This window comes from Teichococcus aerofrigidensis (genome assembly GCF_054073225.1).
In genome coordinates, this window is the sequence record NZ_JBSXMU010000003.1 from 90,315 (window position 1) to 105,699 (window position 15,385).

Annotated in this window: 14 protein-coding genes and 1 pseudogene; 10 read left to right on the plus strand and 5 right to left on the minus strand. The window is 72.8% G+C overall.

The features are described from left to right. Window positions 1-81: 81 nt before the first annotated feature. Window positions 82-1,215, plus strand: a complete 1,134-nt coding sequence (locus tag ACVMLK_RS02030; protein WP_198365060.1) for a mechanosensitive ion channel family protein — start codon at window positions 82-84, stop codon at window positions 1,213-1,215. A gap of 129 nt (window positions 1,216-1,344) precedes the next feature. Then, on the plus strand, window positions 1,345-2,451 hold the full coding sequence (locus ACVMLK_RS02035; RefSeq protein ID WP_457485465.1) for an SMP-30/gluconolactonase/LRE family protein: 1,107 nt from the start codon (window positions 1,345-1,347) through the stop codon (window positions 2,449-2,451). Between the two features lie 113 nt (window positions 2,452-2,564). On the opposite strand, the gene ACVMLK_RS02040 is transcribed toward ACVMLK_RS02035, so the two are convergent. Both ACVMLK_RS02040 and ACVMLK_RS02045 read right to left on the minus strand, forming a co-directional pair. Then, complete coding sequence (locus ACVMLK_RS02040; protein WP_457485466.1) at window positions 2,565-4,409, minus strand: AsmA family protein; 1,845 nt, start codon at window positions 4,407-4,409, stop codon at window positions 2,565-2,567. A gap of 19 nt (window positions 4,410-4,428) precedes the next feature. Continuing rightward, window positions 4,429-4,794, minus strand: coding sequence for a hypothetical protein (locus tag ACVMLK_RS02045; RefSeq protein ID WP_198365063.1), 366 nt, complete (start codon window positions 4,792-4,794; stop codon window positions 4,429-4,431). 554 nt (window positions 4,795-5,348) lie between these two features. Here ACVMLK_RS02045 and ACVMLK_RS02050 point away from each other — a divergent pair. From ACVMLK_RS02050 to ACVMLK_RS02080, 7 genes and pseudogenes are all read left to right on the plus strand, one after another. Next, window positions 5,349-5,513 (plus strand): annotated as a pseudogene (locus tag ACVMLK_RS02050) (ABC transporter substrate-binding protein); the annotation flags it as partial. A 109-nt stretch (window positions 5,514-5,622) separates the two neighbouring features. Next, complete coding sequence (locus ACVMLK_RS02055; protein WP_457485467.1) at window positions 5,623-6,582, plus strand: ArsR/SmtB family transcription factor; 960 nt, start codon at window positions 5,623-5,625, stop codon at window positions 6,580-6,582. A gap of 15 nt (window positions 6,583-6,597) precedes the next feature. Continuing rightward, window positions 6,598-10,113 (plus strand): methionine synthase, encoded by a 3,516-nt coding sequence (gene metH, locus ACVMLK_RS02060; RefSeq protein ID WP_457485468.1) that lies wholly within the window; start codon window positions 6,598-6,600, stop codon window positions 10,111-10,113. A gap of 212 nt (window positions 10,114-10,325) precedes the next feature. Further along, entirely contained in the window at window positions 10,326-11,213 is an 888-nt protein-coding gene (locus tag ACVMLK_RS02065) for a cation diffusion facilitator family transporter (protein ID WP_457485469.1), read from the plus strand. A gap of 25 nt (window positions 11,214-11,238) precedes the next feature. Then, window positions 11,239-11,817, plus strand: a complete 579-nt coding sequence (locus tag ACVMLK_RS02070; RefSeq protein ID WP_457485470.1) for a cob(I)yrinic acid a,c-diamide adenosyltransferase — start codon at window positions 11,239-11,241, stop codon at window positions 11,815-11,817. A 76-nt stretch (window positions 11,818-11,893) separates the two neighbouring features. Beyond that, window positions 11,894-12,448: a chromate transporter gene (locus ACVMLK_RS02075; RefSeq protein ID WP_457485471.1), complete on the plus strand. Its 555-nt coding sequence runs from the start codon at window positions 11,894-11,896 to the stop codon at window positions 12,446-12,448. Further along, on the plus strand, window positions 12,445-12,975 hold the full coding sequence (locus tag ACVMLK_RS02080; protein WP_198365069.1) for a chromate transporter: 531 nt from the start codon (window positions 12,445-12,447) through the stop codon (window positions 12,973-12,975). The genes ACVMLK_RS02075 and ACVMLK_RS02080 overlap by 4 nt, the downstream gene beginning before the upstream one ends. A gap of 38 nt (window positions 12,976-13,013) precedes the next feature. Here the strand turns inward: ACVMLK_RS02080 and ACVMLK_RS02085 are convergent, their stop codons facing one another. The 3 genes from ACVMLK_RS02085 to ACVMLK_RS02095 form a co-directional block, all read right to left on the minus strand. Next, on the minus strand, window positions 13,014-13,412 hold the full coding sequence (locus ACVMLK_RS02085; RefSeq protein WP_457485472.1) for an energy transducer TonB family protein: 399 nt from the start codon (window positions 13,410-13,412) through the stop codon (window positions 13,014-13,016). Window positions 13,413-13,514: 102 nt separating this feature from the next. Continuing rightward, a complete protein-coding gene (locus tag ACVMLK_RS02090; RefSeq protein ID WP_457485473.1) occupies window positions 13,515-14,207 on the minus strand; it encodes an exopolysaccharide biosynthesis protein in 693 nt (230 codons plus the stop codon). 220 nt (window positions 14,208-14,427) lie between these two features. Next, the gene (locus ACVMLK_RS02095; protein WP_457485474.1) at window positions 14,428-14,946 is read right to left on the minus strand and encodes a DUF421 domain-containing protein; all 519 of its coding nucleotides are present in this window, start codon (window positions 14,944-14,946) and stop codon (window positions 14,428-14,430) included. 206 nt (window positions 14,947-15,152) lie between these two features. On the opposite strand from ACVMLK_RS02095, the gene ACVMLK_RS02100 reads away from it, so the two are divergent. Then, a partial coding sequence (locus ACVMLK_RS02100; RefSeq protein WP_457485475.1) for a DUF1194 domain-containing protein occupies window positions 15,153-15,385 on the plus strand: 233 nt, incomplete at its 3' end.

Genomic DNA, 15,385 nt, shown 5'->3' on the forward strand with positions numbered 1-15,385 from the left:
GGCCTTCACAGACCTGTCAGCCGGGGTGGAAACGCCTCGTGCTGCAGCGCATTCAAAGGGGAGACCGAGAAGGAGCGGCCGTTGATCGAGGATATCGACACCACCGCGCGCGAGGTCGTGGCCTCGCTGGGCTGGGCGCCCGACTGGCTGGTGAGCCTGGGCGTCCTGGCCGTCACGGTGCTGCTGGCGCTGCTGGCGCACCGCGTGCTCTACCGCCTCATCACCCGGCTGGTGCGGGAGCGGGACCTGTTCTGGCGTTCCCTGGTGGCGCGCACCGAGGGGCCGACGCGCCTGGCGCTCATCATCCCCGCCCTGTCCATCGGCGCCAGCATCGCGCCGCTCGACGGGGCCCAGGCCAGCATCATGCGCCACGTCCTGGCGATCTGCTTCATCTGCCTGGTGGGCTGGGTGGCGCGGACGGCGCTGCACATCTGGACCACCGTCTATCTGCGCCGCTTCAAGCTCGATTCCGAGGACAACCTGCTGGCGCGCAAGCACACCACGCAGTCGCGCATCCTGCAGCGCATCGCCGCCATCCTGATCGTCACCGTCACCGCCGCGGCGGCGCTGATGACCTTCGACGGGGTGCGGCAGTATGGCGTCTCGCTGCTCGCCTCGGCCGGCGCCGCCGGCCTGGTGGTCGGCCTCGCGCTGCAGCCGCTGCTGAAGAACCTGATCGCCGGCATCCAGCTCGCCGTCACCCAGCCGATCCGGCTGGAGGACGCGGTGATCGTCGAGGGCGAGTGGGGCAATGTCGAGGAGATCACCAGCACCTATGTCGTGGTGCGGCTGTGGGACTGGCGGCGGATGGTGCTGCCGCTCAGCTACTTCATCGAGAAGCCGTTCCAGAACTGGACGCGCGAGAATTCCTCGCTGATCGGCACGGTCTTCCTCTACACCGACTACACGGCACCGCTGGAGGCCATGCGGCGGCGGCTGGAGGAGATCGTCCGCGCCTCGCGCAACTGGGACGGCCGGGTGGTCGTGCTGCAGGTGACGGACTTCAAGCCGGCCACCATGGAGGTGCGCATGCTGGCCAGCGCCAGCTCCGCCGGCCGCGCCTTCGATCTGCGCTGCGAGGTGCGGGAGCAGATGATCGGCTGGCTGCAGGCGCAGCATCCCGGCGCCCTGCCGCGCCAGCGGGCCGAGATCGACCGGCTGCCGGCGGATGCCTCCTGGATCGCGCCGCGGCAGGAGGCGGTGCCGGCGCAATAGGCCGGCGCGCCATCACTTTCCCGACGGGCGCCGCGCCGCCCGCCCGGGAGGGCAGGCAGGGCGCGGCGCCCGTGCCATTCTCCCGCCGCGCCGGGCCGGAAGAGCCCGGCCGCAGGGAGAACCGAAAGAATGTCGCATCTGTCCCGCGATCTGTCCCGCCGCCTGCTGCTCGGCACCGCCGCCGCCGCCCCCGCCGCCGCCCTGATCCATCCGGCCGTCGCGCAGCAGGCTTCGCCGCGCGACTACGGGCGGGGCGCGCCCCCCATGCGCTACCCCGACGCCGACATCGTGGCGCTGGACCCGAAGCGCTTCACCGCGCGGCTCGGCAACAGCGCCATCCGCCGTGTCTGGACCGGCATGGGCTGGGCCGAGGGTCCGGCCTGGCACGCCACCGGCCGCTTCCTGGTCTGGTCCGACATCCCGAACGACGAATGCCTGCGGCTGACCGAGGAGGATCTGCACGTCTCCCGCCGCTTCCGCAGCCCCTCCGGCTACTCCAACGGCAACACCTTCGACCGCGAGGGGCGGCAGATCGCCTGCCGGCATTTCCACCGCGACGTGGTGCGCTACGAGCCCGAGGGCGGGCTCACCGTGCTCGCCGCGCGCGGGCCGGACGGGCCGTTCAACGCGCCGAACGACGTGGTGGTGCATCCGGCCGATGGCGGCATCTGGTTCACCGATCCCGGCTATGGCGCGCTGATGGACTACGAGGGCAACCGCCTGCCCGAGGCGGCGACCTCGCCGCGCCCGCTGATCAAGGAGGCGGTCTACCGCATCGACCCCGCCAGCGGCGCGGTCGCCAAGGTCACGGACGCGCCCTACAAGCCGAACGGCCTCTGCTTCAGCCCGGACTACCGGACCCTCTACGTGGCCGATACCGGCCTGTCGCACTACCCGGAGGCGAAGAGCATCGTCTGGGCCTTCGGGGTGGACGGCACCGGCCTGCGCGACCCCCGCACCTTCTGCTCCATGGAGATGGACGGCCGCACCGGCATGGCGGACGGCATCCGCTGCGACGAGAGCGGCAACCTTTGGGTCGGCGCCGGCTGGGTGGGGGACGGCTATGACGGGGTGCATGTCTTCGCCCCCGACGGGCAGCGCATCGGGCTGATCAGGCTGCCCGAGATCTGCGCCAACCTCTGCTTCGGCGGCACCCGGCGCAACCGGCTGTTCATGACCGCCGGCCAGTCGCTCTACATGGTGCCGGTGGAGACGCGCGGCGCGCATTTCTGCTGAGGCGCCGGAGCCCGGCCGGGGAAGGCGCCAGGGGAGGCGGGGCGCGCCCTGGAGCGTTTGTTTTTGCGAGCATCTTCACCCGATCCGTTGGTTCCACCGGATCGGGATCTGCTCTAGCGCGGCGTCAGGCAGGGGTTGCGCCGCGCGAAGGGGCGCAGCTCCGGCAGCAGGCGGTTCACCACGTCGGGCGCCGCCAGCAGGGCGCGCCCCTCGGCGGACCAGCGGGCGGGGCGGATCTGCGGATCGTCGATGCTGCCGCTGACCCGCACCGGGATGTCGAGCGCCAGGCTGCCGGTGGTGTCGCGCTGGCTGCCGATGATCATGTCCATCTGCCGCCGCCGCAGGTCGATGCTGCCATTGCCGGCGATGGTGCCCTCGCGGGCGCGGAGCCGCAGCGGCGCCACCGTGGCCTCGCCGCCACGGAGGTCCACCACGGCGATCAGGCAGGCGATCGGGCTGCCGCCCTCGGCGGCGCGGAACAGGCTGCGCAGGTCGAGCGAGGCGATCTCCAGCAGCCGCCGCTGCACCTGCCCGCCCCGCATGGCGATCACCGCCGAGGCGTGGGCCGTGCTCGCCGCCGCCTTCAGCGTGCGGCCGCGTGCCTGCACGGCGAAGCGCCCGTCCACACGGCCCGAGAGCGGCAGGGCGCCGAGGCCGAGGGCGCGGCGCACCGCCTCGATCTGCAGGCCGCTGGCCTCGGTGCCGGCCTGGATATGGCCGGTCTCGACCACGCCCTCGGTGGTGATGCGGCCGCCGAGATAGGTGAGGGCGAGCTGCTCCACCGTGATCCGCCCCGGCGCCAGCGCGGCGGCGAGCCGCGCCTCGGTGGCGCGGAGGGCGCCGAAATCGAGCCGCTCGGCCGTCAGCTCGGCCCGCACCACGGTATCGGGTGCCTGGTCCACCGCCAGGGTCAGGTCCGCCGCCGTGCCGCCGCTGTGCCGGCGGTCGAGCAGGGCGTCGAGGTCGAGATGGCCGAAATCCAGCGCCGCCTCGATGGCGTCCGCCTGGCCGTCGGCCCCTTCCCGCAGGACCAGGCGGCGCCCCGCGATCGCCGCCTCGCCCAGCGCGCCAGTGATGCCGTCGAGCCGCCAGAGCGCGCCCTGGTGCAGGAGGTTGCCGGCCAGCCGCAGCGCCGGGGCGCCCTTCTCGGCCGCCTCCAGCCCGGCGATGCGGAGCAGCGTGTCCAGCGCCGGCGCCTCCAGGCTGAGCGCCCCCTCGGCGCCGTCCAGGTTCAGCGGGTCGGTCATGCCGCCCTGGAAGCGCAGCCAGGTCTCCTCCCCCGCCCGCAGCCGCAGCGCCGCGGGGAAGGGGGCCGCCGTGTCGCGCAGGGCGTCGAAGGAGGCGAGGTCGCCCTCCAGCGCCACCGGCACGTCGTTGTAGCGCCCCTCGGCGGTGAGGCGGACGGGCGCGGCGGCATCGGCGGCGGCGAGCGCCACGGCGTCCAGCTCGGTGCGCAGCAGGGCGCCGCCGCTGGTGCGGAAGGTGATGGCGATATCGCGCAGCCGGGCATCGAGCAGCGTCGGGAAGCCGGCGCGGCCCGTATCGGTGGCGTCGGCGGCGGTGGCGTTCTCCGCCTCGCCGAACTTCCAGTTCTTGCGGCCGCCGGCCTCGCGCTCGAGGATCAGCCGCAGCCCCTCGGCCTCCAGCCGCCGCAGCCGCGGCGCGCCGCCAAGGAGGGAGAGCGCCTCGACCTCGGCCGTCAGCCCGTCGAGCGCCAGCATCTCGGGGCGGCTGCCGCCGGGAAGATTGGCCAGCCGCAGCCCCTCCAGCCGCAGCGTCACCCAGTGGCCGGGGCTGACATGCAGCGCCGCCACGCTGACCGGGCGGCCGAGCCGGGCCGTGGCCCAGCGCGCGGCCAGCGGGGCGAGATCGACCCGCCCGAGCAGCAGGATGGCGGCGGCCAGCAGCAGGGCGAGGCCGCACAGGCTCCAGGCCAGCCAGCGGAGGGCGCGTGTCATGCCACGCAGCCTGACCCGATCAGGGCCCGGCCGCCAGCCGGAAGCGGGCGGTGGTCACGCTGTCCTGTTCCAGCGCGGCCAGGATGGCGGCACGCCCGGCGGCGCTGCGGGTCACGGCGACGACACCGTCGAACCAGGGAAGCTGGCCGCGCAGCCGCGCCTGGAAGAGACGGTCGAGCGCCAGGGCCACGGAGCTGCGCGGCTGGCAGCACAGGCAACCCGCAGGGTGGGCGGCGGCGGCCAGCACCGGCGCGGCGAAAGGCTCGACCCGCGCGGGGGCCGGCGGCAGGCCGGCGCCATCCTCGGCCAGCACCACGGCGCCCGGCGGCGCGTCGGGCACGTCCAGCAGGCGGACGGGGATGCGGGCATCGAGGGACCAGGCCATGGCGCGCAAGATGGGGATGCGGGGAACCGCACGGCAAGCCCGGGCGTGACCGTCCTCATCGGCCCCCCACGCCCGGCCGGCGCATGGCGTCCCGGGGGAGACAGGCCCGGGGCCCGGTGCCATGATGCCCTCCGCAACCGGCACCGCTCCCTTCCAGCCATGTCCTATTCCGGCCCGATCATCGACGCCCACCACCATCTCTGGGATCTGTCGCTCGGCCGGCATCCCTGGATCACCGGCGCGGGCGTCGCGGCGCTCGGCGACGTCGCCTACCTGCGGCGCGACTACGGCCTCGCCGAGCTGCGCGCCGACATGGAGGGGCAGGGCGTGGTCGGCTCCGTGCATGTCGAGGCGCTGTGGGACCGCGCGCGCGACCCGGTGGAGGAGACCCGCTGGCTCGAGGAGCTGGCGCGGCCCGTCGGCCTGCCGCCCGGCATCGCCGCGCGCTACGTCGCTTCTGTTCCGCTCGGCCGGCCCGGCGCCGCCGAGATCCTGTCGCGGCAGCTCGCCGCCTCCCCGCGCGTGGTGGGCCTGCGGGAGACGGTGCGCTGGCGGACCTCGCCAGCCAGCAGCGCATCGCCGGCGAATTGCAGCTCCACGCCTTCCAGGATGTGCCCTACATCCCGCTCGGCCAGTATTTCTACGCCACCGCGCACCGCAAGGAGCTGACGGGCATGCTGGACGGCTTCCCGGTCTTCTGGAACCTCGCGCGCGGGTGATGCGGCGCCTGGCGGGGGCGGGTCCAATCCCCGCCTTCCAGGCCTCGGGCCAGCGGGACGGCGCGCCATGAGGCTGGACATAAGGATATCTTTATGTCATCCGCAGCCCATGGAGCCCCTGCTGGCGCAACTGCGCGCCGCCGCCGAACCGACCCGCCTGCGCCTGCTGGCCCTCTGCGCCCGCGGCGCCTTCTGCGTGTCCGAGCTGTGCGCCATCCTCGGCCAGTCCCAGCCCCGCCTGTCCCGCCACCTGAAGCTGCTGGTCGAGGCCGGGCTGCTGGAGCGGCTGCCCGAGGGCGCCAATGTCTATGTCCAGCTGGCGCCCGAGGCCGACCTTGCCCGGCAGATCCTGGCCCGGCTGCCGGAGGATGACCCGACCATCGCCGCCGACCGCCGCGCCAGCGCCCGCATCGCCGCCGAGCGCGCCCGCGAGGCCTCGGAGGCCTTCCGCCGCGATGGCGCCGACTGGGACGAGATGCGCGCGCTCGGCCTGCCCGCCGCGGCGATCGAGGCGGCGCTGCTGCGGCTGCTGCCGGAGCGGCTCGACCGGCTGGCCGATATCGGCACCGGCACGGGACGCCTGCTGGAGGTGACGGCGCCGCGCGCCCGGGCGGTGCTCGGCCTCGATGCCAGCCGCGACATGCTGGCGCTGGCCCGCGCCCGCCTGGCCGAGCGCGGCATCGGCAATGCCTCCGTCCGGCTGGCCGACATGTACCGCCTGCCGCTGCCCGATGCCGGCTTCGACGCCGCCACGCTGCAGATGGTGCTGCATTATGCCGAGGACCCGGCGGCGGCGCTGGCCGAGGCGGCGCGGCTGCTGCGCCCCGGCGGCCTGCTGCTGGTCATCGACCTGGCGCCGCACGGCCGGGGCGAGCTGCTCGCCGGCATGGCGCATCTCTGGCCCGGCTTCGACGATGCCGGCATGGCGGGCTGGCTCGGCGCTGCCGGCTGCGCGCCCCTGCCGGCCACCACCCTGCCGGGGCCGGACGGCCTCCAGGTCCGCATCTGGCCGGCGCGCCGCCTCGCCGTTCCGCTCGCCGCCCTCTCCGAATCCACCCTGACACTCTGAAGGAAGGCCCTGCCCATGGCCCGTCCGCCCCTGCTCCAAGCCCTGCGCGACCGCGTCCTGCTGTGTGACGGCGGCATGGGCTCGCGCGTGCAGGCGCTGACCCTCGATGTCGAGAAGGACTACTGGGGCAAGGAGAACTGCACCGAGGTGCTGAACCTCTCGCGCCCCGACCTCGTGCGCGACATCCATCGCGGCTACTACGAGGCCGGCTCCGACATGGTGCTGACCAACTCCTTCGGCGGCTCGCCCATCACGCTGGAGGAGTTCGAGCTCGGCGCCCGCGCCTTCGAGATCAACAGGCTCTCGGTCGAGCTGGCGCGCGAGGCGGCGGAGAGCTTCGCCGATGGCCGCGACCGCTGGGTGATCGGCGACATCGGCCCGGGCACCAAGCTGCCCTCCCTCGGCCATATCGACTACGACACGCTGGAGGCGGCGCTCACCGAGCAGTGCCGCGGCCTGATCGCCGGCGGCGCCGACGCGCTGCTGACCGAGACCAACCAGGACACGCTGTTCATCAAGGCCGCCGTCAACGCCGCGAAGATCGCCAGGCGCGAGGCGGGCAGCGAGATCCCCGTCTTCGTGCAGGTGACGGTCGAGACCACCGGCACGCTGCTGGTGGGCAGCGACATCGCCGCCGCGACCACGGTGGTGCAGGCGCTCGACGTGCCGCTGATCGGGCTGAACTGCGCGACCGGGCCGCAGGAGATGGCCGAGCACGTCCGCTACCTGTCGCAGAACTGGCCCGGCCTGATCTCGGTGCAGCCCAATGCCGGCCTGCCCGAACTGGTCGATGGCCGGACGCACTACCCGCTCGCCGCCGAGGAGATGGCGGTGTGGATGGAGCGTTTCGTCAGCGAGGACGGCGTCAACCTGGTGGGCGGCTGCTGCGGCACCTCCATCCCGCATATCCAGGCGCTGGACGCCATGCTGCGGCGGGTCGATGGCGGCCGCTTCCGCCCCGCGCCGGTGCGGCGCAGCGTCCACTGGGTGCCCGCCGTCGCCAGCCTCTACGGCGCGACGACGCTGCGCCAGGAGAACGCCTATTTCTCCATCGGCGAGCGCTGCAACGCCAATGGCTCGAAGGCGTGGCGCGAGCGGCAGGCGGCGCATGACTGGGATGCCTGCGTCTCGATCGGCCGCGAGCAGGTGGCCGAGGGCTCCAACTCGCTCGACATCTGCACCGCCTTCGTCGGCCGCGACGAGCGCGCCGAGATGGACGAGGTGGTCCGCCGCTTCACCGGCAGCGTCAACGCGCCGCTGGTGATCGATTCCACTGAGACGCCGGTGATCGAGAGCGCGCTGAAGCTGCATGGCGGCAAGCCGATCATCAACTCGATCAACTTCGAGGATGGCGAGGGTCACGCCACCGACCGGCTGGTGCTGGCCAGGAAGTTCGGCGCCGCCGTCATCGCGCTCACCATCGACGAGGTGGGCATGGCGAAGACGCCGGAGGACAAGCTGCGCATCGCCGAGCGCCTGGTGGATTTCGCCTGTAACAGGCATGGCCTGCCGCAGAGCGACCTGCTGATCGATCCGCTGACCTTCACCATCGCGACCGGCAACGAGGACGACCGCAAGCTCGGGCAATGGACGCTGGAGGGCATCCGCCTGATCCGCGAGAAGTTCCCCGACATCCAGATCATCCTCGGCCTGTCGAACATCTCCTTCGGCCTGAACCCGGCGGCGCGGCATGTGCTGAACAGCGTCTTCCTCGACCACGCGGTGAAGGCGGGCATGACGGGCGCCATCGTGCATGTCAGCAAGATCAAGCCGCTGCACGGCATCCCGCCGGAGGAGGTGAAGGTCGCCGAGGACCTGATCTTCGACCGCCGCGCCGAGGGCTACGACCCGCTGCAGAAGCTGCTCGAGATCTTCGCCGGCCGCAAGGCGGCGGATGCCGCCAAGAAGGTGAAGGCCGAGACGGTCGAGGGCCGGCTGAAGGACCGCATCATCGACGGCGACCGCAAGGGGCTGGACGAGGAGCTGGCCGACGCCCTGGCCCGCGGCATCAAGCCGCTCGACATCATCAACACCATCCTGCTCGACGGCATGAAGGTGGTGGGCGAGCTGTTCGGCTCCGGCAAGATGCAGCTGCCCTTCGTGCTGCAGAGCGCGGAAACCATGAAGGCGGCTGTCGCCTACCTCGAGCCGCACATGGAGAAGATCGAGGGGCAGGAGAAGGGCACCATCGTCCTCGCCACGGTGAAGGGCGACGTGCACGACATCGGCAAGAACCTGGTCGACATCATTCTGACCAACAACGGCTACAAGGTGGTCAACCTCGGCATCAAGGTGCCGCTGAACGACATGGTCGCCGCGGTGCGCGCGCACCGGGCGCATGCCATCGGCATGTCCGGCCTGCTGGTGAAGTCCACCGTGGTGATGAAGGAGAACCTCGAGGAGATGGCGCGGCAGGGGCTCGACCTGCCCGTTCTGCTGGGCGGCGCCGCGCTGACCCGCAACTTCGTCGAGGACGACTGCGTGCGCGCCTATGCGGTGGGCGAGAGCCCCGGCGGCCGCGTCGCCTATGCGCGCGACGCCTTCGACGGGCTGCACCTGATGGACCGCGTGATGGGCAGCGACTTCGACGCCTATCTCGCCTCGCTGCAGCAGAAGCGGGCCGGCAAGTCGAGGAACACGGCGCGGGTGCTGGGGCAGGCCGACCCGCGCGGCTTCGCCCCCGTCGATCTCGCCTATGCCGAGGAGCGCCGCCGCCGCATGACCGCCGACGAGGCGGTGCCCCGGCCGCCCTTCTGGGGCAGCCGCGTCCTGCAGGCCGACCCCCGCGCCATCGTGCCCTTCATCAACGAGCGCAGCCTGTACCAGTTCCAGTGGGGCTTCCGGAAGCAGGGCCGCTCGCTCGACGACTTCATCGGCTGGGCGAAGCAGGAATTGCGGCCGGTGCTGAAGCGCATGCTGGCGCTGGCGGAGCAGGAGAGGATCCTCGCCCCCCAGGCCATCTACGGCTACTGGAAATGCGCTGGGCAGGGCAATGACGTCATCCTGTTCGAGGAGGACGGCGTCACCGAGGCCTGCCGCTTCACCCTGCCGCGCCAGCCGAAGCAGGATGGCGAGTGCATCGCCGACTTCATCCGCGACATCGGCGACGGGCCGGAGGCGCGCGACGTGATTGGCCTGCAGGTCGTCACCGTCGGCCAGAAGGCCAGCGACATCGCCCGCGACTGGTTCGAGGGCAATCGCTACCAGGACTATCTCTACCTGCACGGCCTGTCGGTGGAGATGGCGGAGGCCATGGCCGAATACGTCCACAAGCGCATCCGCGCCGAGCTCGGCTATGCCGGGGAGGACGACCGCGACATGGAGAAGATGCTGGCGCAGTCCTATCGCGGCGGGCGCTATTCCTTCGGCTACCCGGCCTGCCCGCGGCTCGAGGACCAGGCGCCGCTGCTGCGGCTGCTGGAGGCGGAGCGCATCGGCGTCTCGATCAGCGACGAGTGGCAGTTGCACCCGGAGCAGTCGACCAGCGCCATCGTGCTGCACCATCCGCGCGCGAAATACTTCTCGGTCTGATGCCCGGAGACCCGGCTTCCCCAGAATGAAGCCGGGGCTTGATCCTGTCGGCGCGGCTGCGGCCATCCCTCTGACGCGGCGCAGGAATCTCCGAATTTCCGGTTGCCTCTCCGGCGGCCCCGTGGCCTAGAGCGGGACGCCGGCCGGGGGGATCGCCCGGGCCGGGGACATTCGCGTCGGAAGGCGCCGGAGCGCGGCGGGAGAAGGATGGCATGGACCGGGCGGTGAGGCTCGCGGCGGGCAGCGTGATCGTGGGCCTTGGCGTCCTGGGCCTGAAGGGCCTCGCCTGGTGGCTGACGGGCAGCGTCGCCCTGCTGGCCGATGCGCTGGAATCCATCGTCAACGTGGCGGCGGCGGGCGCGGCGCTGGTCGCCGTCACCCTCTCCGCCCAGCCGCCCGATGCGAACCATCCCTACGGCCATGCCAAGGCGGAGTATTTCTCCGCCGTGCTGGAGGGGGTGCTGATCGTCGTCGCCGCCCTGCTGATCCTGAACGAGGCCTGGGGCGCCTGGTGGAACCCCCGCGCGCCGGAGCAGGTCGGGATCGGTCTGGCGATCTCCGCCCTGGCCACGGTGATCAACGCCGCCTGGTCGCGGGTGCTGTTCCGCGCCGGGCGCGAGATGCGCTCGCCCGCCCTGCTGGCCGATGCGCGGCACCTGCTGGCCGATGTGGTGACCTCGGGCGGGGTGATCCTCGGCGTCGGCGCGGTGGCCGCCACCGGCCTGCTCTGGCTGGACCCGCTGCTGGCGGCGCTGACGGCGCTGAACATCCTCGTCTCGGGCTTCCGCCTGCTGCGCGAGAGCGTCGGCGGGCTGATGGACGAGGCGGTGGAGCCGGGCCTGCTGAACCGGATCCGCGAGCTGGTCTCGCGCGAGGCGATGGGGGCGATCGAGGCGCATGACCTGCGCACCCGCCATTCCGGCCGCACCACCTTCGTCGAGTTCCATCTCGTCGTCCCCGGCGAGATGCGGGTGGCCGAGGCGCACGAGATCTGCGACCGGGTGGAGGCGGCGCTGAAATCCGAGCTTGGCGCCGCCATCATCACCATCCATGTGGAGCCGGAGATGAAGGCCAAGCACCAGGGGGTGCTGGTCCTCTGAACGCGCGGCGGCAAGGGAGGCGGGGATGGTGCGGCTGGATGTGATCACCACGCGCGGCGGCGATGGCGGCCAGACCTCGCTCGGCGACGGCAGCCGCGTGGCCAAGGATTCGGCGCGAATCGAGGCGATCGGCACGGTGGACGAGGCCAATGCGGCGATCGGCCTGCTCCGCCTGCACACGGAGGGCGGGCCGGACGCCATGCTGGCCCGCATCCAGAACGATCTCTTCGATCTCGGCGCCGATCTCTGCGTGCCCGGCGGCGGCGAGGCGGCGGAGCGGCCGCGGCTGCGGGTGACGGATGCCCAGTGTGCCCGGCTGGAGGCCGAGCTGGCGGCGATGAATGCCGGGCTGCCGCCGCTGCGCTCCTTCGTGCTGCCCGGCGGCACCCCGGCCGCGGCGCACGCGCATCTGGCGCGGACGCTGGCCCGCCGGGCCGAGCGCGCCGCCGTCGCCCTGGCCGCCGCCGAGGCGGTGAACCCCGTCGCCATCCGCTACCTCAACCGCCTGTCGGATCATCTCTTCGTGCTGTCGCGCACCCTGAACGCGGGGGGCGACGTGCTCTGGGTACCCGGCGGCGGGGCCACGCCGGGCGGAGAGGCCTGACCCGCGCGCTTCGCCCCTTGCGCGCGGCGCCGGTGCGGCGATCCTGGCCGCGGCGAGGCGATCGGGGGGATACGCGATGCAGGATGCCGGATTGCGCCGGCCGGGCCTGTCGGAGCTGTTCACGGGCTTCCTGCTGCTCGGGCTGACCGGCTTCGGCGGCGTCCTGCCCATGGCGCGGGCCATGATGGTGGAGCGGCGGCGCTGGCTCAGCGAGGCCGGGTTCACCGACCTGCTCGGCCTCTGCCAGTTCCTGCCCGGCGGCAACATCATCAACATGTCGGTCGCCGTGGGGCTCCGCTTCCAGGGCGCGCGGGGGGCGGTGGTGGCGCTGCTGGGGCTGATCCTGGCGCCCAGCGCCATCGTCATCGGCCTGGGCAGCCTCTATGCCCGCTTCCAGGACCACCCGACGCTGCGCCATCTCTTCGCCGGCCTCGCCGCCGCCGCCGCGGGGCTGCTGATCGCCACGGCGGTGAAGATCGCCCGACCGATCTGGGGCAGGGCGGTGCCCATGGTCATCGCGGGGCTGTTCTTCCTGGCCATCGCGGTGCTGCGCCTGCCGCTGCTGCCGACCATCCTGGTGCTGGCGCCGCTCGGCATCCTGGCCACCTGGTGGGCGGGGCGCGCGGCATGACCGGCACGCTCCTCGCCCTGGCCCTGATCTTCACCCAGCTCTCGCTGCTGGCCTTCGGCGGCGGCAACACCATTCTGCCCGAGATGCAGCGGCAGGTGGTGGAGGTGCACGGCTGGATGTCGGCGCGCGACTTCACCGCCCTCTTCGCCCTGGCCCAGGCGGCGCCGGGGCCGAACATGATGGTGGTGACGCTGGTCGGCTGGCAGGTGGCGGGCTGGCCCGGCCTGCTGGTCGCCACCCTGGCCAAGTTCGGCCCTTCCTCCCTGGTCACCGCCCTGGTGCTGGGGGTGTGGGACCGCTTCCGCGACCGCCCCTGGCGCAAGGTCGCGCAGGCCGGTCTGGCGCCGATGACGGCGGGGCTCGTGGCGGCCAGCGCCGTGCTGATCACCGAGGCCTCGGTGCGGGACTGGGCGCTGGGCGCCGTGACCGGTGCGGTGGCCCTGGCGGCGCTGACCACGCGGCTGCATCCGCTCTGGCTGCTGGCGGGCGGCGCGCTGTTCGGGCTGAGCGGCATCGGCCAGGGGTAGGGCCGGAGGTGAGGCCGGGGGTGGAACGGGAGGTGGCCTCAGCCGCCGAAGCGGGGCGTCCTGTAGACGATCGGCACCTGCAGGGAGAGGTGGTCCCCGCCCTCCAGCGCGAAGCCCGGCGGCGGCGGCAGCGGGCTGGTGTTCAGGACGGTGGTGAGGGCGGCGGCATCGAGCAGCGGGCTGCCGGACCCCTCCACCACCCTCGGCGTATAGAGGCGCCCGTCACGGTGGACGCTGAATTTCACCAGCACCCGCCCCTCCGGCACCAGCATCGGGTTCCGGTCCGGGTCCCGTGGGTAGTAGCGCTTCTCGTTCAGCTTGCGCACCACCGCACCATGCCAGGTGGCGAGTTCGGCGCGCTGTGCCGGGGTCAACGGCCCTGATGCCGCGCAGCCGGCCAGGATCAGCAGGGAGAGGGCGATCAATCCTCGGCGCATCATCAGCTTCCGGTTGAGAAGGCGATGATAGCCAGGCCCAGGCCTGCCGCAAAGCCATGCCCGGTGGCCCCGGACCGTTCCCGGGGCCGGTCTCTCGGAGCCTCAGAGCATCAGCCCCAGCGCGCGAACGCCGAACCAGGCGAGCGCGCCCAGCACGCAGAGGGCGAAGAGGCAGCCCGCCAGGGTCAGCCCCAGCCCCAGCCCGACCACCCGGTTGTCCTGCTCCACCACGCCCAGTGCCATGACGATGGTGCCGAAGGCGGGCGGCCCGTTGGTGCCGGGGCCGGGCAGGATCAGCATCAGGGCGGCGAGCGCGGTGGACCAGCCGACCAGCCGGTCTCCCGCCGGGCCGGTGAACCAGCCCGGCCGCGGCCGCACCACCTTCTCGACCAGCCGCAGCCCCTTGCCCGAGGCCGAGGCGAGGCGCAGCAGGTCGGTCCGCTTCACCGTGCGGTCGGCCAGGAAGCGGGGCAGCACCGGCACATGCCGCCCGAGCCCCATCTGCACGCCCAGGATCAGCATCGGCAGGCCGAAGACGCTGGCCATGCCGGGCAGCAGGCTGGGCAGGCAGAGCAGCAGGATCAGCAGGCCGAAGGCGCGGTCGCCGAAGGCCTCGGCCATCTCGCCCAGGCTGATGCGCTCGCCCGGGAAGGTCGCCGCCACCTCGGCGATGATGCGCGTGATCGGGGCGTGGACATCCCCCGGCAGGGGGGGCGTGTGGTCCGGGGCGGGATTCAGCCTGGCCTCGCCCGGTGCGACGTGTGGCGCGGAAGCACCGGCAGTTCCATCCATCATTCAGCCTCGCTGTCACGCACGTGCCGCCCGCCGCCCATTCCCCATGCGCCGCCCCCGCGCGCCGTCCGGGGCGGTACGGGGCAAGGGAGCAGCTTTCCGGCACCGAGGCAAAGGAAAGCCACGGGGCGCGGAAGGACCGGGCCCGGAAGCGGCACGGCACGGCCTTCGAGATGAGGACGCGGCGGGCGGGATCAATGGGCGGCGCCGGACCGGCCGCCGCTCAGCTGGCCGGAGGCCGCTTCACGCCGGGCAGGGGCTCCGCCTCCGGCAGGCGCTCGGCGGGCACGACGCTCAGCGTGCCCTCCGTCTCCAGCACCACGGCGGCGGCCTGCTCCGCCCGCGCCAGGCCCTGCCTGCGCAGGGCGGCCAGGACATCCTCCCGTGTCACCCGCTGGGCCCGCAGCGCCCTGTCGAGGAAGCGGCCCTGGTGCAGCAACAGGACCGGCTCGGACTTGACCAGCGCGTCGAATCGCGGCGAGCGCACCGAGAGCCAGGCCACCCCGAACTGCAGCCCCGCCAGGAGGATGAAGGCCAGGATGCCCTCCAGCAGCGCCACCGACTTGGTCAGCAGGACCGTGGCCAGGATGGAGCCCAGCGCCACGGTGACGACCAGGTCGAAGGCGTTGAGCTTCGCCAGGGTGCGCTTGCCGGAGGTGCGCAGCAACAGCACCAGGGCCGCGTAGGCCAGGGTGCCGACGACCAGCACGCGGGCCAGTCCGGTCCAGGAATCGAAGAACACCGGTCAACTCCCGCGGGTTGTGGACAGGACGGGGATGGCGTCCTTCCCGGCGGGGAAAGCGCGACGCCTCGCCGTTGCGGGCAGAACGGGCCTCGCCGCGGATGGTTCAGGTGCGGACCCGATTTTTGCCCGCCTTGCGCCCTGGCCGGTCTCCGGGCCTGATGGCGTCCCCGATGGGGGCGCCCCCGATGAGGAGGGAGGAGCTCATGCAGCCCGTGGACCTGGCCCTTGGCCTCGCCGTCGATGTCTCGGCCAGCGTCGATTTCGACGAGTTCGGCCTGATGATCGGCGGCCTGGCGGGCGCCTTTCGCGAGCCCGACATCGCCGCCGCCTGCGCCGCCGGGCCGCGCGGCGCGGTGGCGGTGGCGGTGCTGTTCTGGTCGGCCGCGCAGGACGTGGCCGTGCCCTGGCGGCGGATCGACGGCGGCGAGGCCGCGGC